General features: G+C 35.5%; 20 protein-coding genes and 2 pseudogenes. 9 read left to right on the top strand and 13 right to left on the bottom strand.

Going from position 1 to position 20,408, the window contains the following annotated elements; genetic code table 11:
* Positions 1-12: 12 nt before the first annotated feature.
* The 3 genes and pseudogenes from R4Z09_RS10995 to R4Z09_RS11005 all read right to left on the bottom strand — a co-directional run bounded on the left by R4Z09_RS10995 (position 13) and on the right by R4Z09_RS11005 (position 1,876).
* Positions 13-1,213 (bottom strand): annotated as a pseudogene (locus tag R4Z09_RS10995) (nitrate/nitrite transporter).
* Positions 1,214-1,362: 149 nt separating this feature from the next.
* Positions 1,363-1,632 carry a hypothetical protein gene (locus R4Z09_RS11000; protein ID WP_338452356.1) on the bottom strand — a complete coding sequence of 90 codons (270 nt, stop codon included), beginning with the start codon at positions 1,630-1,632 and terminating at the stop codon, positions 1,363-1,365.
* A 91-nt stretch (positions 1,633-1,723) separates the two neighbouring features.
* A complete protein-coding gene (locus R4Z09_RS11005) occupies positions 1,724-1,876 on the bottom strand; it encodes a hypothetical protein (RefSeq protein ID WP_338452357.1) in 153 nt (50 codons plus the stop codon).
* A gap of 212 nt (positions 1,877-2,088) precedes the next feature.
* Between R4Z09_RS11005 and nagB the strand changes: the two are divergent.
* Positions 2,089-2,819, top strand: a pseudogene (gene nagB / locus R4Z09_RS11010) (glucosamine-6-phosphate deaminase).
* A 116-nt stretch (positions 2,820-2,935) separates the two neighbouring features.
* On the opposite strand, the gene cydS reads toward nagB, so the two are convergent.
* The 4 genes from cydS to R4Z09_RS11025 form a co-directional block, all read right to left on the bottom strand.
* The gene (gene cydS / locus R4Z09_RS31030; protein WP_422392260.1) at positions 2,936-3,040 is read right to left on the bottom strand and encodes a cytochrome bd oxidase small subunit CydS; all 105 of its coding nucleotides are present in this window, start codon (positions 3,038-3,040) and stop codon (positions 2,936-2,938) included.
* Between the two features lie 11 nt (positions 3,041-3,051).
* The gene (locus tag R4Z09_RS11015) at positions 3,052-4,077 is read right to left on the bottom strand and encodes a cytochrome d ubiquinol oxidase subunit II (protein ID WP_338452358.1); all 1,026 of its coding nucleotides are present in this window, start codon (positions 4,075-4,077) and stop codon (positions 3,052-3,054) included.
* Positions 4,074-5,420 (bottom strand): cytochrome ubiquinol oxidase subunit I, encoded by a 1,347-nt coding sequence (locus R4Z09_RS11020; RefSeq protein WP_338452359.1) that lies wholly within the window; start codon positions 5,418-5,420, stop codon positions 4,074-4,076. The genes R4Z09_RS11015 and R4Z09_RS11020 overlap by 4 nt, the downstream gene beginning before the upstream one ends.
* 345 nt (positions 5,421-5,765) lie before the next feature.
* Positions 5,766-6,302, bottom strand: a complete 537-nt coding sequence (locus R4Z09_RS11025; RefSeq protein ID WP_338452360.1) for a ribonuclease H-like YkuK family protein — start codon at positions 6,300-6,302, stop codon at positions 5,766-5,768.
* A gap of 477 nt (positions 6,303-6,779) precedes the next feature.
* Here R4Z09_RS11025 and R4Z09_RS11030 point away from each other — a divergent pair, with 477 nt between their 5' ends.
* Entirely contained in the window at positions 6,780-8,732 is a 1,953-nt protein-coding gene (locus R4Z09_RS11030) for an LTA synthase family protein (protein WP_338452361.1), read from the top strand.
* A 103-nt stretch (positions 8,733-8,835) separates the two neighbouring features.
* Here the strand turns inward: R4Z09_RS11030 and R4Z09_RS11035 are convergent, their stop codons facing one another.
* Positions 8,836-9,336, bottom strand: a complete 501-nt coding sequence (locus tag R4Z09_RS11035; RefSeq protein WP_338452362.1) for a MerR family transcriptional regulator — start codon at positions 9,334-9,336, stop codon at positions 8,836-8,838.
* Between the two features lie 241 nt (positions 9,337-9,577).
* Between R4Z09_RS11035 and R4Z09_RS11040 the strand changes: the two genes are divergently transcribed.
* Positions 9,578-10,384, top strand: a complete 807-nt coding sequence (locus R4Z09_RS11040) for an SIR2 family protein (protein WP_338452363.1) — start codon at positions 9,578-9,580, stop codon at positions 10,382-10,384.
* A 219-nt stretch (positions 10,385-10,603) separates the two neighbouring features.
* On the opposite strand, the gene R4Z09_RS11045 is transcribed toward R4Z09_RS11040, so the two are convergent.
* Positions 10,604-10,912 (bottom strand): phasin family protein, encoded by a 309-nt coding sequence (locus R4Z09_RS11045; RefSeq protein WP_338452364.1) that lies wholly within the window; start codon positions 10,910-10,912, stop codon positions 10,604-10,606.
* A 389-nt stretch (positions 10,913-11,301) separates the two neighbouring features.
* Between R4Z09_RS11045 and R4Z09_RS11050 the strand changes: the two genes are divergently transcribed.
* The 4 genes from R4Z09_RS11050 to R4Z09_RS11065 all read left to right on the top strand — a co-directional run bounded on the left by R4Z09_RS11050 (position 11,302) and on the right by R4Z09_RS11065 (position 13,701).
* Entirely contained in the window at positions 11,302-11,730 is a 429-nt protein-coding gene (locus tag R4Z09_RS11050) for a rubrerythrin family protein (RefSeq protein WP_338452365.1), read from the top strand.
* A 76-nt stretch (positions 11,731-11,806) separates the two neighbouring features.
* Complete coding sequence (locus tag R4Z09_RS11055; protein WP_338452366.1) at positions 11,807-12,394, top strand: DUF3501 family protein; 588 nt, start codon at positions 11,807-11,809, stop codon at positions 12,392-12,394.
* 74 nt (positions 12,395-12,468) lie between these two features.
* Positions 12,469-12,714: a thiamine pyrophosphate-dependent enzyme gene (locus tag R4Z09_RS11060; RefSeq protein WP_338452367.1), complete on the top strand. Its 246-nt coding sequence runs from the start codon at positions 12,469-12,471 to the stop codon at positions 12,712-12,714.
* 60 nt (positions 12,715-12,774) lie between these two features.
* Positions 12,775-13,701, top strand: coding sequence for a ketopantoate reductase family protein (locus R4Z09_RS11065; protein WP_338452368.1), 927 nt, complete (start codon positions 12,775-12,777; stop codon positions 13,699-13,701).
* A gap of 104 nt (positions 13,702-13,805) precedes the next feature.
* On the opposite strand, the gene R4Z09_RS11070 is transcribed toward R4Z09_RS11065, so the two are convergent.
* Positions 13,806-14,216 (bottom strand): hypothetical protein, encoded by a 411-nt coding sequence (locus tag R4Z09_RS11070; RefSeq protein WP_338452369.1) that lies wholly within the window; start codon positions 14,214-14,216, stop codon positions 13,806-13,808.
* A gap of 278 nt (positions 14,217-14,494) precedes the next feature.
* On the opposite strand from R4Z09_RS11070, the gene R4Z09_RS11075 reads away from it, so the two are divergent.
* Positions 14,495-15,100 (top strand): TVP38/TMEM64 family protein, encoded by a 606-nt coding sequence (locus R4Z09_RS11075; protein ID WP_338452370.1) that lies wholly within the window; start codon positions 14,495-14,497, stop codon positions 15,098-15,100.
* Positions 15,101-15,133: 33 nt separating this feature from the next.
* On the opposite strand, the gene R4Z09_RS11080 is transcribed toward R4Z09_RS11075, so the two are convergent.
* The gene (locus tag R4Z09_RS11080; RefSeq protein WP_338452371.1) at positions 15,134-16,270 is read right to left on the bottom strand and encodes a CAP domain-containing protein; all 1,137 of its coding nucleotides are present in this window, start codon (positions 16,268-16,270) and stop codon (positions 15,134-15,136) included.
* A 77-nt stretch (positions 16,271-16,347) separates the two neighbouring features.
* Positions 16,348-17,154 (bottom strand): hypothetical protein, encoded by an 807-nt coding sequence (locus R4Z09_RS11085; RefSeq protein WP_338452372.1) that lies wholly within the window; start codon positions 17,152-17,154, stop codon positions 16,348-16,350.
* 167 nt (positions 17,155-17,321) lie between these two features.
* On the opposite strand from R4Z09_RS11085, the gene pepF reads away from it, so the two are divergent.
* Complete coding sequence (gene pepF / locus R4Z09_RS11090; RefSeq protein ID WP_422392261.1) at positions 17,322-19,130, top strand: oligoendopeptidase F; 1,809 nt, start codon at positions 17,322-17,324, stop codon at positions 19,128-19,130.
* Positions 19,131-19,181: 51 nt separating this feature from the next.
* Here the strand turns inward: pepF and R4Z09_RS11095 are convergent, their stop codons facing one another.
* Entirely contained in the window at positions 19,182-20,063 is an 882-nt protein-coding gene (locus R4Z09_RS11095; RefSeq protein WP_338452374.1) for a LysR family transcriptional regulator, read from the bottom strand.
* Positions 20,064-20,408 lie beyond the last annotated feature (345 nt).

Raw genomic sequence — 20,408 nt, forward strand, 5'->3', positions numbered from 1 at the left:
GATTTTACCAGCTCAATCTGTTACCATGATTCCTTCAATCGTTCCTTCAATTGTACGGTCCGATACCGTTAGTTTATCTTGATAATAAAGGCCGATAACAATCACAAGACAGGCTAGAGAAAATTCTGAAAGGGCCATAAATCCAATCGCATAATGACCAGTTAAATCAAACAAGGTTGTTAGAATCAAAAGAGGGAAGAAGCCACCAAGACCTCCCATTGCCGCCACAATGCCGTTAACAATTCCAGACTGCTTAGAAAAATATAAAGGAACAAGTTTAAAAACCGTACCATTCCCAATTCCAGCACAAAAGGCAATCAATATACAGCCAATGGTATAAATAGTTAAGAAGGTTTAAATGACAGAATAAAACCACCAAAAGTGATGCCGCTAAAGACAATGATTAAGATGATATAGGAATTAATTTTATCTGCCAGAAATCCTCCAATTGGACGCATGATCGTAGCCACAACGATAAATCCGGCTGTACGCATGCCAGCATCTACACTTGATAATTGAAATTGATTGACAAGAAATGACGGTAAAAAAACGGTAAACGCGACAAATGATCCGAAGGTAATAAAATAAAAAAGACAGAGAAACCAAAGCTTATAGTTATTATAAACCTCTCTAATTTGCTCGGAGAGGGCTACCTTCACTCGATTTTCTTTTCGATCACCAAAAGGAAACGTAAGGGCCGCAAATACCAAAAGTAAAATGATATATAATTGAATGGATCTTCGCCAACCAAATGTATTGGCCAAAACGGGAGCTGAAAAAGTAGTAATCGCTGTCCCAATATTCCCGGCAACGTAGATCCCATTCACAAACCCTTGCTTTTCTTTCGGGTAATATTTAGGCAGGGCCATTACACCGACAGAAAGTATGGCACCGCTAAGGCCCAATGCTAAACCTCCAATGATTAAATCCATAACAGAATCTGCAACACTGATATAAAACACCGGCAGGATTAAAAACAAAAGACTGATAAAAATACCCACCTTGCTCCATAGCGGTTCGTCCAATAGCCAATTGGAACCCTTAAAATGGATCCTAAAATAACCGGAACTGCTGTTATCATGGCCGTTTCACTTGGAGTAATATCAATATCCGCTTTTATGAAAGAAATGAGTGATGATAAAATAACCCAAACCATAAATCCTAAGATGAGATTTCCAGTCTGCAAAATTAGTTGTGAATTGGCTCGTGCCATCAGTTATGCACCTTCCTACTATATAAAACATGTTCTTTAATAGCATGAACTAATCACTTATAAAACAAAGGGACCAATTTTTAGAAGTTCACCCAAATAAAAGGAACCCTAGATATTTAGGGTTCCTCTAACATATATCGAAATTAACGTTAATTATAGGATTCAATCGCGTGCTCCAACGCATTAAATGCTTGACCAAAAGCAGCAGAAGAGGATACATCACCGGCGTTTTCCAGTGCAATCATTGAATTTTTAGCCTGCGTTAAAGCGGTAATAGCATTCTCAATCATCGTACCCTTATCCCCATATTGGTCTAAGGCAGACTGAAGCTGTTGAATACAGTGGTCTAAATCAATCGCCCCTGGATGATCATATGCTTTTTCTAGCTGCTCTTTCACTTGCTGTAAAATTTCCTTCATTCATTCATCCCTCATTTACATATATTTTTTCCAAATTCTAGTTTGACCAAGAATGAGGATAGTATTCATCCTTATATTTATTGCTGAATGTTTACTTGTTCTCCCGTCCTCTGTACATTAGAGCTAAGCGTCTTCTTGTTGCGCCGCTAAAATCCGCTGTGGGTCTGCCTTTCAAACGGTCTCTGATTGGATTTTGATCCGGCATACCTGTCATGTGTTTTGGATCATAAAAGTTTTCAGTCACGAAAAAATCCCTCCTTTATGACAATAGTATTGCCATTGATATCTATTTAAAAAAAGGATTGCTATACGATTTGTTATTAATATTTAATCCAATTGTCCAAACGAACTTAAGTATACTAAAAATACTTTAAATAGAAACTATTATTATTAACATATTAAAAAACGGATCGAAATGGATGAAAAGGGGAGAACAAAAAAAGGGGACAGCGCACGATGAACATTATGAAAGCTGAAAATTATGTTGAAATGAGTGTACAGGCTTCGGAGTACATCTCGAAAAAAATAGAGTCCAAACCAAACATAACATTGGGACTTGCCACAGGCAGCACCCCTAAAGGGCTGTATGCTAAACTAATAAAAAATTATCTCAGGCACGAAATATCCTTTCAACAGGTTTCAACGATTAATCTGGATGAGCACATCGGCATAAACCAAACAGATCCGAACAGTTATCATTTTTACATGAAGACTCAATTATTCGATCATATTGATATCCGAGAAACACAAACACATCTTCCTTATGGAAATGCCCAAGATTTAGCCAAGGAATGTGACCGTTATGATCTGCTGATTAATCGGTTAGGGGGGATTGATTTACAGATTCTCGGAATCGGACATAACGGTCATATTGGCTTTAATGAACCGGGAAGTTCAGTTAATAGCCGAACCCAAGTTGTTAGACTTACGGAAAGTACAAGAAAGGCAAATGCAAAATTTTTTAAGTCATTTGATGATGTTCCGACCCATGCCATTACGATGGGAATCGCCTCTATATTAGAAAGCAAAGAGATTCTCCTCCTTGCCTCGGGTAGATTAAAAGCAAAAGTGATTGAAAGACTGGTGAAAGGCAAATTGACGAAGCGTTTCCGGCATCAGCCCTAAAATTGCACAAGCACGTTACCATTATTGCCGATAAAGAGGCGTTAAAGTTGTTAGAAAAATGATGCGGTGATGTGATTTTGTCCCTGCTTTACTATTAGCTGTGGTCTTTCTTCAAACTCCATTACTGGCACCAATTTGATGATCTGGTGCCAGATAAACAAATTCCTTCTATATTATATTATTTACTCGTAACGGTTTCATCATGTAAGGCACTCCAAAAAGAAACAACAATCGAAGCGATTACCACAATTACTGGTGCATAAAATATGAGAAACATATCCATAGCTTTCCACCTCACGCATAATCATTTCGTTTTCCTTCTACATATTCCTTATTAAATAAAAAGAGATTAAGCAGAAGATACAAGGACGGAATTAAAAGACATAAGCCTGCAATAAAGGCAATAATTAATGCAGTAGCCATTGCTGCATTGGTAAAGCCATCATAAAGTGTTAGAAATGGATAAAGTAAGTACGGATAATGGGATATCCCATAGGCAAAAAAGGCCAGAAGGAATTGACAGATTAATAATCCTAGTGCAGTCCCATATGACTTCTTTTTCCATAATAAATAAAACGTTCCGACAAATAAAACAAATGATAGACCAAACATCCACCATAAATTCATTAATCTTTCATAGTGTTCAAAATTGTGCGACCGCATTTCGACAATAATCCCAGAAGCTGTCAGGATCATTGGTATAGCCGTAATCAACGCGTACAGTCTCATTAAACTGGTTGCTGCTTCATCTTTAGCTTTATGGGCATACCATGTCAGGAATACAGCAGAAATATATAAAACCGCCGTTAAACTTAACAGCACAATACTCCATGTCAGCGGACTAAAAAAAAGGGCGCCATAATCCAGGACAGGCCCTGCATCTTCCATGCTGATAAAGCCGCCTTCTGAAATGGTCAATACAATCGAAAGGGAGGCGGGGATAAATAAACCGGTTAATCCATAAAGGTATACATATCGCTTGTGGCGGAGTTTTCCATACGTGGTAAATGCATAATATGCACCGCGTATGGCTAACAGAACGATCGCAATGCTGACTGGAACGAGCAGCGTTGTACCATAGTAGTAGGCTGTTTTTGGAAAAAAGCCGACGATTCCAACAAAGAAAAAGACTAAAAATACATTCGTTACTTCCCACACAGGGGATAAATAGCGGTTGATAATTCTCGTTAAAATATGTTCTTTCCCTCTAAACGTACTGAAAGCATTAAAAAAACCAGCGCCAAAATCGATCGAAGCGACCATGACATAGCCGAAGAGAAAAATCCATAATACGGAGATACCGATTATTTCAAGTGTCATACATAATCACCAGCTTTCTCAATACCTTGATCAGCCAACTCTTGTTCAATCGTATTTTTACGAAACATTCTTATCAGGACGACAATGCTGCCTATACCTAAAACGATATATAATCCGGAAAATAAAAGCAGCATTAAATCAACTTGACCGCTTGTTGTTGCTGCAGCTGTTGTTTTCATGATACCCCTTAAAATCCAAGGCTGCCTTCCAACTTCATCAAGCCACCAGCCAGCTTCAATAGCAAGGATTGAAAGTGGACCAGTCAGAAAAATAAGCCATTTGAACCATTTAGTCTGAATCAATTTCCAGTTTTTTATTGTCCCAATCCAATAAATAAGGCCAATTAAAACCGTGATCATGCCGATTGTGACCATTGAATCAAATAAATAATGAATATAGAGCGGTGGTATTTCATCCTTAGGAAATTGGTCAAGCCCAATTACTTCTGCTGTTGGACTGCTATGAGCTAATATACTAAGAGCGTAAGGAATCTTGATAGCATATTTAACTTCCTCCTGATCAAGAATTCCATATAAAATAAGCGGGGCATTACCTTCCGTTTCTAAATGCCATTCAGCAGCAGCTAATTTTTCAGGCTGATATTCTGCCAGGAATTTACCCGAAAAATCACCAATCACGGCTGTGGCAATTGAAAAGATCAAGCCAAGCTTCATCGTGAGAAAAAGAGCTTTTTTATGATAAACATGCTGCGAGCCCCTGAGCAGCCGAAAAGCAGCAATGGAGGCAAGCACAAATGCGCAAGTCATATAGGCAGAAACAAGAACATGTGACACTTTAGTCGGGACGGCCGGATTAAACATGGCCAATAATGGTCTAATATTCACAAGCTGTCCGTCTTGAATATCAAACCCCTGTGGCGCATTCATGAGACCATTCACAATGGTAATGAATACAGCAGAGAAAGAAGCACCGACAGCAACAGGAATCAAAAGCATTAGGTGTTTTTTCTGATTTTCAAATCGATCCCAAGTATACAAATAAATACCTAAAAAAATAGCTTCGAAGAAAAAGGCGAAGGTCTCCATAAACAAGGGGAGAGCAATGATGTGACCTGCAAGTTCCATAAATCTTGGCCACAATAATGACAGCTGCAACCCGATGGCAGTACCTGTAACAACGCCGACAGCAACCGTTATCACGAATCCACGGGCCCATCTCCTTGCTAAAAGGATGTAGTGAGGATCGTTTTTTTTGATCCCAATCCATTGTGCAATCATAATCATCAGTGGAATGCCAACACCTATGGTTGCATAAATGATATGAAAAGATAATGTTAATTCTGTTAAAACACGGCTGTAAAACACAGCCTTTTCATTAACCATATTTCAAATCTCCTTATCCTGAAAAAATACGACCTAAAATAGACAATCCCATAATAAAAGCGACAATAAAACTCAGCCAAATTAATTTACATTCTTGTTTTTTATACACGGAAGTAACTCCTTTACGTTCATAAAATCACAAATATTTTGCGGAATTTTAGCAGTCTTTGTTAGGATATCCGAAACGAATCCTTTTATTCTTTTTAAGAGGGAGGGTAATGTTTTGGCGGATGTGTAGATAAAAAAAGATAAAGTAAGAGGGATGGCTTGTCCTGCAAATTAGTTCCCCGCAAATTGGGGAAGCGGGTAAAAGAGAATTCTTGGTAATCAGGACATAAAATGTGATTATTTTGTAAATCGATTTGCATAGCATGAAGCAACAAAGGAATTCGGTTTAATCTTAGGTTCGATTCCCATCGATTCGATCCTTTCAACCATTTCTGCTACAAATATTCTTGTCTTATTCCGATTTCCTGCTCCGATATCAAGGTGACCTTCCATCGTAAAAGAAGCACCTCTATATATATTCGGAAGAACGATATCGATCATTTTATTTTTTCTTTCTTCGGTAAACATTGAAACAATTTCTTCGGTCAATGAGGTTTCCTTTGAGATTCTTTCATGCAGCATTTTCATTCTTTTTGGAATCACAATCTTTCGAATACAAGCCCATGCACCTTTACCCTCATTTAGAATGACAATCCCTGTAATAAACCTTGTATATTTATCATGTACTTGGGAGTCAGTGCCAATCATTAATCGAAAATTGCCATTTCTGTCTAAATTCATAAATTTAATAATCCTTTCGAACGCTTGTTCAAATGTCATCTTATTTTCCTGTGAATTTTGAAACAATTCATTCCTTTCAATTTCAAACTTCATCCTATCACCTTCACTTTCATTTATTGAAATTCACTAAAAAACATGCCTTAGACATGCCATAATCATAATTTATGCAGCCTTGACCCAAAAAAATGATCTGGTTTAATAAAATTTTTAAATAAATGAAAACTGGTAGTTGAATTGAATACATTTACACTTGAATGAAAATAACTCACAATCGAAACAGTTCACGAGCCACAACATTGCAAGTCCTCATTTTATTGGCATACAATGATTATAGGTAGAAATATACTTGACTGGAAAAAAGCATTTGTTTACTATGAACTTGACATTTCTGTGTCATGAAGTATAATGATAATCATTCTGCTCCTACATAAGAGTAACTAAAATCTCTCTTATGCCTATAGACAGATTTTAGTTTTCATGATATGAAATAATAGATTATTAGATTGATTATTTTTTCACTAAAATAAAAGAAGATCGTGTATAATAGTTTGTTAGAAAGTAGGTGTAACAATGAATAAAGGCTTCCTTAAAGGTACAAGTATTCTCAATAAATACATCGGATTTTTCTTATTGACAGTATTGTTCCTATGGATCAAAACATACCTTATTCAACTCACACAATTTAATTTAGGCATTGAAAATGGAATTCAAAAATTTTTGTTGTTCTTAAATCCTTTAGGATCAGCTTTATTATTCCTAAGCTTTGCATCCCTTTTTAAAGGTCGTAGAAAGTATATCTGGTTAATGATCGTCCATTTCTTAATGACATTCCTTTTATACGCTAATGTTTTGTATTATCGATTCTTTAATGATTTTATTACGCTGCCAACGATTTTTCAGACACAAAACTTTGGTGATGTAAGCAGCAGTGTAACTTCTCTATTAAGGCCATATGATTTCTTATTCTTTGTTGATAATGTTTTGTTAATAGGTTTACTTGTATTTAAATTTGCCAAAATAGAAATGAAGAATATAAGCAAAAGAAAAGTAGCTGCAATCGTTTCCTTTTCTTTGGGTATTTCATGCCTTAATTTAGCCTTAGCTGAAGCAGATCGTCCTCAGTTGTTAACACGAGGTTTTGATCGGGCATATGTGGTAAAATATTTAGGAACGTATAACTACACAATCTATGATGCCGTTCAAAGTACAAAAGCATCTGCACAAAGGGTTACAGCAGACAGCAGTGATATTACAGAAGTGATTAACTTTACACAATCCAATTATGCTGAACCAAATCCAGCGACATTTGGTATTGGTAAAGGAATGAATGTGATTTTCTTCCATCTTGAATCCATGCAAAACTTTTTAATCAATTATCAATTAAATGGGGAAGAGGTAACACCATTTTTAAACTCTTTAACAAGAGACCCAAATACGATGTATTTTGATAACTTCTTCCATCAAACAGCTCAAGGGAAAACAGCTGATGCTGAATTTTTAATTGAAAACTCACTATATGGATTACCGCAGGGATCTGCCTTTACAACAAAAGGCTTAAACACATACCAGGCTACACCAGCCATACTAGGTCAGCAAGGTTATACATCTGCCGTATTCCATCCAAACTCAGGTACATTCTGGAACCGTAATGAAATTTATAAGTCATTTGGCTATACAAAGTTTTTTGACTCAAACTATTATGAAATGAAGGAAGAAGATCTTGCTGATTATGGATTAATGGATAAGCCATTCTTTGAAGAATCAAAGCCATTGCTTGAAACATTACCGCAGCCATTCATGGCTAAATTTATCACTGTATCAAATCATTATCCATATCCGATTGATGAAGAGGATGCAACAATAGCACCTCATACAACGGGCGATAAATCAGTTGATTCTTATTTCCAGACGGCCCGCTATGCAGATGAAGCATTAGAGCAATTCTTTACGTATTTGAAGGAAACTGGTTTATATGATAATTCTATAATTATTATGTATGGTGACCACTATGGTATCTCTCAAAACCATAATAAAGCAATGGAGCAAGTTCTTGGCAAAGAAATTACACCTTTTGAAAGTGCCGGATTGCAACGTGTACCATTCTTTATTCGTGTTCCAGGAATGCAAGGTGGAATCAACCATGAATATGGTGGTCAAATTGACATCATGCCAACACTTCTACACTTGCTTGGAATTGATACAAAGAATTATGTACAGCTTGGAACAGACCTTTTATCGGAAGGACATGATGAACTAATTCCTTTCCGTAATGGTGATTACGTAAGTCCAACAATTACATCAATCAGTGATAAATTTTATGATTCTACTACAGGATTAGAAATAGATGAGAGCCGAATAGAAGAGGCTAAGCAAGATCAGGAAATTGTCCGTCATAAATTAGCCTTATCTGATAAAGTGGTCAATGGTGATTTATTACGATTCTACGCTCCTGAAAACTTTACTCCAATCGATCGCTCTGATTATGATTATACAAAATCAGATGATGAATCAAATGAAGAATAAGTAAAGAAATCATTAATTTTTAAAAGGGACTGCCGATTTGGCAGTCCCTTTTTGCTTGATAGTTTTAGATAAAAAAATCAGCACTATTTGACAGTGCTGATTTTTAACTTCCAAAAATCAATTTGAAAAAGTTTTTCTTTTTTCGAGGCTTTTTATTCTCGTTTTCACTGCTAGCAGCGATTTCTGATTTTTCTTTCAATACATTCTCAAGTTGTGTAACCCGCTCTGTTAATAAGGAAATTTGCTCTTGCAACTCTTCCATTTCGCGTCGATGCTGTAGAATTTGATATGAGACAACTGCATCGGCTTTCTGATTTAGGCTGTTTTCTATACTCTTCAATTTATGAGTTAATTCAAAGATATTTTCATTTGCCTGCGTTTGTTTTACGATTCCCGTACGTTTTGGCAGTTGAATGGAAATATCCTGAAGAAGTACACCTTCTTGGAGCTGCTGTTTGACTTGTTTTAACAGCTCAATATCTTCTTCAGAGAAAATAAAATGTCCTAACTCATTTCTTTCCATCTCTAAATTTAACTGTTTTACCCATCTTTGTACAGTACTGGTCGAGATTCCTAGCAATTTAGCAACTGCCTTTGTATTCAATAAAAATCCCTCCTTTATCAACTATTTCTCCTTTCTTTAATACATTCCTTCAAGGATGACAAAACAAGAAGTAATTCGTCAATAAAAATTATAATTCTATCATTTGTCGCATGAATGACGGGCAATTGTTTAGACATCATTGATTTACCTGCTGATTCATTGAAAAAGTTCTTTCAAGAAAATAAGAATCATAGGATGTTAATAGTAAATAAAAATCGTTGTAATATAAGGGAGGGATCCTATGATACAGGAATTGGCACATGCCATTAAAAATAAAGATGTTATCCTTTTTGTCGGATCTGGTGTTCCCAAAAATTTAGGATTACCCGTTTATTCTGAATTAATCAATCAAATGGCTGAAAATCTAGGCTATGATCCAGCTCAATTCAATTCCTGGGGAAATGGTGATTTTTTGATCATGGCCGAATATTATTATAATCAAAAAGGCACATTAGGAGCATTGAGAAGCTGGATGGACCGGTTATGGCATCATTCAAAGATTGATATTGGAAAATCGGAAATATATAAAATGATTATTGAATTGGATTTCCCTGTCATCTATACAACGAATTTTGATCGCTGGCTGGAGTATGCTTATGATTATTATAAAAAGGAATATATCAAGATCACAAATGTAGCGGACATTGCCAGAATCAAAATGAATAAAACCCAGATAATTAAATTTCATGGCGACTTTGATGATGATTCATCCCTTGTTTTAACGGAATCAAGCTTTTTTAAGCGGCTCGATTTTGAATCATCGTTAGATATAAAATTACGTTCAGATTCTCTCGAAAAATCAATTTTATTTATTGGCTATAGCTTGTCAGATATCAATATTCGCTATATGTTATACAAACTGCATAAACAATGGAAAGAATCTAATTATGAACATATTCGTCCAAAATCATATATTTTATTAGTCGAGCCTAATCCTATCAAAGAAAGTATATTAAAAGAAAGGGGAATTATTCCTATTGTATCGGTAAACGAAGAACCTGGGACTGCCTTAATGAACTTTCTTAAAAGCTTAAAAGATAGAATATAGGACAGCTTGAAATATTACATGCATATATCTTTCATCATACCATATAGGAAACCAAAAATGGTGAATCGTTACTGATAAATCCATTTATTCTGAATATTAACTGCATCTAAAGATACATGGAATAAAACCCCCTTTGCAGTGGCAAAGAGGGTTCATTTCATGGTACATTTGTTATAAGCATACATTACTCTCTATCAAAGAAAAGATAAGTGATTGAATCTATTCGTTTTCATCCTTACTTACATTTTTGTTTTCAAGCGCCTGAATTCTCCGTTCAAGTTCCCGAAATTCTTCTTTTGTGACAAGATTTAAATTCATTAAAGCCTGATTTACTCTTGTTTTTACGATATCATCTATTTCCTGCTTCGCTTGTTCTCCTTTTTCAACCCACTGCTGGATAAGCTCTTTTGATTCATTTCTGCTCACTTCACCTTTTTGAACTAGTGTGTCAACCACTTTTTCAATTTGTTCTTTTGTTACAACTGCAGCACCTAAACCGAGTGTAAAAACTTGTTTAAAAAGATCCATTTCCAAATCCCTCCAGTTGTCATAATTACTTTTTATGGGTACGGTGATTAAAAAGGAGCAAAAAATAGAATCTTCTCCTTACTATTGAACACCTCAAACTTTATACTTTTATCATACACTATTTGTAAAAAATTGCGTAATAAATATGCAGGATATCAGCAAGAATAAAGCAAAAAGGATTTGTTTTTACTCGGACAAAAACGAGAAGTAGATAGAAAGGTAAGTCTATTCTAAAATAAAAAAATAGTATAAAATCCGACTATTGTCGTCATAAAATTTGAAGAAATAATTACCATTCGATACAATAAATGTAGTCATAACTATGGTAATTCTTGGTTTATGGCAAAAAATAAAACTACTACATATTATTTTCTTGGGAGGAATGGAGAATGGCAGATTTAAAAGGAACAAAAACAGCAGACAACTTAAGAGCAGGTTTTGCAGGGGAATCACAAGCAAACCGCCGCTATCTTTATTTTGCTGAGAAAGCAGATTTAGAGGGTGCTGAAGAAGTAGCAAGCTTATTCCGCAGCATCGCCAACGGTGAAACAAAACATGCTTTTGGTCACTTTGATCACCTTCGCTCTAACGGAGAAGGAGATCCTGCAACAGGTCTTCCGGTAGGTAGCGTAAAAGAAATGCTTGCATCTGCAATTGCTGGTGAAACATATGAATATACTGAAATGTACCCTGGTTTTGCAGCTACAGCTCGAAAAGAAGGCTTTGACCAAATCGGTGAGTGGATGGAAGTAATGGCAAAAGCAGAACGTGTACATGCGCAGCGCTTCCAAAAGTTACTAGATTCTTTAGAAGATTAATATGAAATGGGGTTGTCCCAGAAGCACCAAATGGGACAACCTTTATTTTTACTATTACATATGAGGTGAACTAAACATGACAAGTACAATTACTAAACAAGATATAGTTTCACTATCTACATATCGCCAGGGCAGGGAAGAATATCTAGAAAAAATGATTGCCTACAAAAGTAACCGTCGAATTCAAATAGGTGAAAACATTTCCTTATTATTTGAAAATCGAAATACTGTTCTATTTCAAATTCAGGAATTACTTCATAGCGAAGACTTAGAAGATCCGAACGAAATTGAGGAATATATTGAAATATACTCCGGAATGCTGCCAAACGAGAATGAATTGTCAGCAACTCTTTTTATTGAATTAGACAATCAATCAAGACTACAGGATTTATTAAAGAAACTAAAGGGCATTGAACATCATTTATCATTAGTGATTAATAATCAGCCCGTAAAAGCTGTTTTTGAAGAAGAACATGATGACCGTGAATTCACAACAAGTGTCCATTATCTAAAGTTCCCATTCAGTGAAGCGATTAAAAATCTCCTTGTAAACGAATCTGCTGATACCATTAACGTGACATTACAGCTTGATCATCCTAACCTACAAGAGAAAGTTTCCCTGCCGCCAATCACGATTAAAAGTCTGCAAAAAGATTTATCTTAATTTAAAACTAAATTACTTTAATAGAAGGCTAAAAACAAGATCTCTCTTATCTAAAGAGGGATTTTTTTGGGCCTTTGGTCCGTCAATGGCAGGAATTGTTTTATCATGGCCGCTACTCATCCGTCAAGATGTCATCACCAGACTTTACAGCACTCGCTGCAGCGTATGGAATAGAAGGGGCATTAGCAAATAACCTTGACGAGGCAGACAGCATCATTCAACAAGTATTTCAACAAAACAAGCCATTATTAATGGTATTCGATAGTACTGAGGAAGAGAATGTATATCCAAGCTCTTTTTCAAAGTGTATAAACTTTTGATCACGACCATTATTTGATATTCTAATAATATATGAATTTTAATGGAACGAGGGGACGCTGGTGAAAAAAATTAAAAAAGTAACGTTAGTCGGTCTGGGGGCAATTGGAACGGCTTATGGAAGTTTACTGCAGGATACTTTAAAAGACTCATTTCAAGTGGTTGCCAACGAAGAACGTATTAAACGATATAAGGAAAAGGGAATACTTATCAATAATCAACCATACCATTTTCATTACATAACTCCTGAAACGAATACAGATCCGGCAGATCTTGTTATTTTCGCTGTAAAAAATGCCGAACTTCCGCAAGCGATTGAAGATGTTCAGCATCACGTCGGTCCAGATACGATCATTCTCTCCTTACTAAATGGCATTTCGAGTGAAGAAGAGATTTATGCTGCCTTTAAAAATGAACATATACTATATAGTATGAGTGTTGAAATCGACGCCGTAAGAACCTTTAATGAAGTTCGCTTCACGACTCGCGGAAGAATTGTATATGGCGAAATGGAAAATTCCTTATCCGAGGATGTCCTTGCTGTTAAGGAATTATTTGAAAAAGTCGGGATAGATTATGAAATTTCCCGTAATATCTCGCATACAATGTGGTGGAAGTTTATGATCAATGTCGGCATCAACCAAACATCAGCTGTATTAAAAGCCCCATATGGAGTTTTTCAGTCATTACCGATTGCCTATGAGTGGGTTGAATCTGCGATGCGGGAAGTCGTTGCTTTATCGGTAAAAGCTGGAACAGGTTTAATAGAGGAAGATGTGAAAAAATTCTGGCCGATCATCAATAAACTATCCCCAGAAGGAAAAACATCCATGCTGCAGGATGTTGAAGCAGGCCGAAAAACAGAGGTAGAATATTTTGCCGGAAAAGTATGTGAACTTGGAAAAAAATACGAAGTTCCTACTCCGATAAATGAACAGCTCTATAAAATGATTCGAATCATTGAGGAAATGGAAAAACTTAATAAATAAATGCACAACAATACCCACCACAATTAAATATGCCGGTGGGTATTTTGGATTTTATTCACGTGAAAAATTATTGTATGGAAAGTTGATGCAAAGTTTTTGGAGAATTAAGAGGTCTTAACTAGATTATAGGAAGAATCTTCTTCATCCCATTGAAAAATACCCTCTTGCAAACGTATTATTGTATCGAAAGGACATTGAATCGTACGATTTCCTTCAGATGACATTGGTTGGAGTTCTTCTTCATACTGCTTTTTTAATTGAAGCAAATCAATTTTAGATGCAACCCGAACAATCATTTCAAGTGTTATTTCGTTTTCCATCACTCCAAAATATTTACAAATCGAAGTCTGGAAATTCTTATTATATTGGATCATCATTGGTAAATCATGAATACTTGCAACACCAAAAACATCCTTAATGATATCTTCGTATCTTAACTGACTGCCTGTTGCAAAGGCAATTTGATCGGTTTCCGGATTGGCTAAATAATAAATGGTTTCAACTTCATAACTCAACGAAAACATCCTTTCTGACACATCATATACTGTCGTTTTTCATAACATTATTTAATTATAACATAATTTATCGAAAATTGTTGTCGTTTTTTGTCGTTTTATAAAATAACAAGAGGTGCACGAGTCAACCGGTTAAATGAACAAAGATACACCACTTTATTGTTATTTAAGTTTATAATAGTAATAATATTAGACTCCTTATGAAATAGGTGATTCCCATTAAAAATTGGATTAAATCACTCACGTTCCTTTTCATCCTTTCAATCATGATCTATTTCTTGTTTCATGCCGAATGGTTTCAGGCGATTAGAAACGGAGATATAAGTGAAAATATTCAAGAAAATTTATGGATTACTTTGCTCATTACATTAGTATTCATGATCATTCAAAATACTTTTACCATTATTCCCTTAATTCTCGTCATTACCGTCAATTATACATTGTTTGGTTTTTTTAACGGATTTCTCTGGAGCTGGTTGTCAAGTATCATTGGTGCAGCGCTTATGTTTTTTGGAAGCAGGTATTTATTTCAAGACTGGGTTCTTCCAAGAATAAAAAAGCAATTCGTTGAAAAAATTGAAAGGAAAGGATTTTTATTTGTCTTTCAAGCGAGAGTTATGCCGTTTATCCCAACCAGTTTGATTAATATTCTCGGCGGGATCAGTTCCATTCACTTTAATTCCTTTATTATGGCAACGATATTAGGAAATTTTATTTATTTTTTTCTTCTTATCTTAATTCCTGCCGGATTAATGAATTCGCAAATAAATGATTTTCTAATCGAAGCTTTTGTTCTTCTTGCTGTCATCTTGTTCCTACTTTATAAATGGAAAAAAAGAAAGGGAGAAAAGGGGACGTTTTCGGATCACTCCAAAGGCGTATAGCACAAATAAGAAGGGGCCAAAAAAGCCCCTTTTTTAATTTGCTAAAAAATTTTCCGTATAATAGGGTCTTGATTCAGAATCAAATGCAACCCCGACTCCTAAAGCTTCAAAATCCTGCTGAAGGATATTTTCACGATGCCCAAGAGAATTCATTAACCCTTCATGGGCAAAAATACTGCTTAACTGCCCAGCGGCAAGATTTTCACCTGCTGCCCGAAATGAAATATGATCCTCTTTCATTCGGTCAAAAGGGGACAGTCCTTCGAGGTTTGTATGGTTAAAATAATGATTTACCACCATATCTGTACTATGATTACGTGCTGTTACTTTCACAGCTGCATCCCAGGATAAAACAGGCAGACCATGGACAACTCTTGCAGCATTCGTTAAATCAAATAGCTGATATTCAAAGCCTTCCATCAGCTCTTGGCTCTCTTTAGAATAATAAGCATCCTTTTGCTGCTCCAAATCATTACGAATGATTTGGATGGCCGTTACTGAGTTTTCCTCATGTTTATCGTAGAAAACGGTCACATAGCTGTCATCTAATTCAAATAAATTAAATTCATCGTTATTTTCAATTTGGTAGGAAATAAATCCCTTTCGAATGTTCGTACTCGGATCGCCAAGCTGATCAAGAACGGCTTCTTTAGGGGATCCTATTTTGATGCCTTGTTTCGAGGTTAGTAAGTCTTGGTTCGTATACAGCCCAGCCACTTTATCCTCCTCATCATATGCGACCATGAAGAAATTTTGATAATTTTCATGGTAAGCGAACCACTTCACACCATATTCATTGTAAGAAGAACGCTTTGCTTCACCTGCGATACGTTCTACATCCGCTTTCGAATCACCAAGTTCAATATTATGAATGGAGAAAGAATGCGAAATTGGATCCTCTAAGTCAGGTTTTGCTATTTTTTCATTCTCCTGCTCCCGACCTTTCTGATTCTTTAACGCCTCATCTATTTCATTTAACAGGGAATCTAACCCGGTATCTAACGTATTAAGCGCAGTTGTAACATTTGGATGTTCCTTAAATGCTTCAAGCTTCATTTTGATATTTTCAAATCCAGACTGTCCATTCAGCCCTGTCTGGTCTTTTCCAATGAGGTACCAAATGCTGCTAACCAGTAATATGGTGGTCAAAAGTCTAAAGAGTAATCTCAAATCATTACCTCCCTGCAAAAAATGATCTTATTAAGCTGTTAAAATAATAGACCATTTTATGATGGAATAAACCCTTTTCATCTCTTTTGAATTTTGGATGGATTATTAATTTTGTAAGGGACCGGAACATCTACGATAAACTCTTCCTCTGCATCTTTGCCTTTCGGCAGTTTCTTTTTTACAATCTTGCCGTCAAATTCAAGATTGTCACCGGGAGCAAGCTCAAATTTCTTTAATGTTTTCGAATGGGAACACCAGGCAAGGCCTATCTCTAGCGGATTTTCCTGTTGAATCACAACATTTTCTAAGACAACCACTTCATCATTTTCTTCATTGAAGTTATTCCAGCTTAAAGCAAATTGTTTAACAGCTGCTGTAAAATGGACCTTTTCAGCCGGTAGTTCCAGTTTTGCTGTTTTCACTTTTTTTTCTGTTTTCTTCTCTAGTTTCTTTTCAACCGTAAGTTTCTGCTCGGATTCTTCATTTTGCTCTTTTGCAGTGGAAGTAGTTTTTTTATCTTGAGTGCTTGTAGGAGCAGTTTTATCCTTATCTTTTTCTATTTCCGTTACATTCGCTTTTTCAAAGCTGGGTGATTGCATTTCCTTTAGGTAGGCAGGGTGGATACAGGTAAGGTTTCCATCCTTAAACTCAAGGACAATCGTATTAAACTCACCAGTAACTCCATAAACTTCATAGCCTATAATTGTAACAAGCCTTTGAAAGGTTCTTTCTTTATACCAGAATGCTTCCTTGGTCGTTGACAGACCCCATTCCTTAAGCTTTTCTATGTAATGTGCATCATTTTCGAATGTCACAAAATCTCCTTTAGGAGGAAAATATGTTGTGTTGCTTGAATCTTCAATATGTGGCAAAGTAGCAGCCATTTCTTCCACATCCTTTCTAGACCATTGTACACTATATCAAATAGCTGATAAAGAATTGGAAGGGAGCAGCTTTCTTTAAATTTCCCTGCGAAAGGGTTTAGAGGAGGGGATTGAGAATATATTAGGTATAATGATTAATAAGGTTAAAAATAAAAATATGTTTATCAATGAAAAGAGGGGGAATATTTGTGACTACCTATAAAACACGGCAGGAAGTACCTGAGCAGGAAAAATGGAATTTAGACGATCTCTATTCGGATCTTAATCGTTGGGAACAAGATTATCAACAGATTGAGGTAATGGCAGAGAAATTAAAAACATTTGACGGTCAGATTCATGATGGTCACTCACTCTATCAATACTTAAAACAAAGCGAAGATCTTTCCTATCTTTTTAATAAACTCTATGCTTATGCAATGTTAAAAGTTGATGAAGATACAAGGGAGACTTCCTCTCAATCTTTATTGGACAAGGCAAAACAATTAAGTGTCAAAGTGAGTTCATCTACATCGTTTTTTATGCCTTACTTATTGAGTCTGAAAGAAGAGACATTACAATCTTATATTAATGAAGAAAAGGGATTAGACTATTTCGCTGAGGACTTGATGGAATCTTTTCGTTATAAACTACATGTGTTAAGCAAGGAGCAAGAGGAGGTACTTTCTCAATTAGGTGAAGCCTTGTCGGTACCAAGTCACACATTTGGGATGATTAATAATGCTGATATTAAATTTGGCGAAGTAACCGATGATAACGGAGAGCCTGTTGAACTTACAAGAGGAATGTATGCAAAATTAATCGAGGATGAAAACCGAGAAAAAAGAAAAGAAGCATATTTTGCTTATTACAAGCCTTATCTGCAACTAAAAAATTCAATTGCTGCAACACTTTCTGGCGCGATTAAAAATAACGTGACAATGGCGAAAATACGCAATTATCCATCCGTATTAGAAAAAGGTTTATTTGGTGATAGAGTCCCAAAAGAGGTCTATGAGAACCTAATTGCAACGACAAAGAAAAATATTGCTCCACTTCATCGTTATACAAAAATACGTAAAGATAAATTAAATCTGGATGAACTTCATCAATATGACATGAGTGTCCCATTGATCAGCGGAGTCAAGCCAGTCATTTCATATGAGGAAGCCTACGATACAATGCTAAAAGCCTTATCGCCGCTCGGGGAGGACTATATTCAAAATTTAAAGGAATTCAAAGAGGCCCGTTATATAGATGTTCGGGAAACACCAGGAAAAAGGTCTGGAGCCTATAATCTAGGTGTATACGGTGTGCATCCATTTATTCTCTTAAATCATCAGGATGATTTAGATAGTTTATTTACCCTGGTCCATGAATGCGGACATGGGGTACACAGTATGCTAAGTTCAAAATACCAGCCGCAAATAACAGCCAGGTATAGTATATTTGTTGCGGAAGTTGCCTCGACCGTTAATGAAGTATTGTTAATTAACTACTTATTAAAGCATGAACAGGACCCTAATGTCCGAAAGCATCTACTTAATCATTTTATTGACCAATATAAAGGGACATTCTTTACTCAAGTCATGTTTGCTGAATTTGAAAAGAAAACACATGAAATGGCAGAAAAGAGTATGCCGCTAAATGTAGAAGTCTTTAATCAAACCTATGAAACCTTATTTAGAGAATACAATGGGGATGAAATCGTTTTTGATGAACAAGTAAAATATGGCTGGTCAAGAATCCCTCACTTTTATCGTCCTTTTTATGTATATAAATATGCGACTGGCTACGCATCTGCCATTCATTTGGCTACAAGGATCTTTGAAGGCGATGAGGAAACGATCCGAACCTATTTAGAATTTTTAAAGAGCGGCAGCTCAGATTATCCGCTTGAATTATTAAAAAAGACGGGTGTAGATTTAACGTCACCTGAACCTATTGAAAATGCCCTAAAACGCTTTGAAGACTTGATAGAAGAATTCTCCGAACTATAATAGAAAAAGGTGTCAATACCATGCACTATGGGACCTGACACCTTTTTTAAATTAGTGCTTATTATTCTTATGATTAATAATTGACTCAATAATATTTTCAATATACTGATCTATAAGTAAATTTTTTCGATATTGTATATAGATTTTATTAGGAATATGCTGGAATTCCTTTATTTCTTTAACCATTAGCTGCTCCCGGTCCTTTTGGTCAATCCCGATTAATGGTGTAATTCCAATCCCAATTCCACTAGCAACTACTTTTTTTAACATTTCATTATTACCAACTTCAATATGCTTAATATTCGGGATGCCGACTAAACGTTGATCCACACTTGAATTAAAAGGGGAGTTTCTCCGGTGCCAAATAATGGTTTCATCATGTAAATCATCCATTTTTATATCTTCCATTTCGGCAAGCCGATGATGTTTGCCACAAATGAGAACGAGCTTGTCATCAAACAAATATTCCGAAATGAGATTTGGATTATACGCTACATCATTTCTAGTAAGGACCAAATCTAATTCACCTGTGATGATCTGTTCATTTAATTTGTTGGAATCCTCACCCTCAATAACTGTAATATTCAAATCATCAATCAAAATAATTGATCTTATTAGCTCTGTTATAAAAGAATAAGAAAACCCAGGAGGGAACCCTACTTTTAAATTTGGAAATTTAGAAGACAAGGTTTCTTCTTTTGAATACTTAACATATGAAAGGATTGTAGTTGCATACTTAAGAAAAACTTTTCCTTCTCTTGTCAATGCTACATTTTTACCTGATCGTTCAAATAATTTGCATGAGAGTTCGCTTTCTAAGTTTTTCATTCGCGCCGTAACAGTAGGCTGCGTTACATTTAGATGTTCAGCCGCTTTTGAATAATTATTATACTCATAAATGGCTAGAAATGTTTCAAGTTGACTTGTGTCCACGAGTATACCTCCTATAATAATGAAACCATTTATATATTTTTCCAAATTTCGTCATAACTACACAATAACATGGTTATATCACTCACTCCATATAGGTGCTATCATAATTTGTCGAATGATGAAATTTTATTAAGAAAATTTCTATTGAAATATTAAAAAAATTTATAACTATTTAAATAGTAATAAAAAAATTTTCATTTGTCCATTAACATTACTTTTTTAAACAACATAATGATAGTAAAAACTATATTAATATTGATAGTAGACGGTTTTTTCAATAGATATATTTAAAAATATAGAGCAAATAAACAGATTTGAAAATAGGTCTATAAAAAAAATATTGAA

The organism is Niallia oryzisoli (assembly GCF_036670025.1).
Classification (GTDB): domain Bacteria; phylum Bacillota; class Bacilli; order Bacillales; family Cytobacillaceae; genus Bacillus_BD; species Bacillus_BD oryzisoli.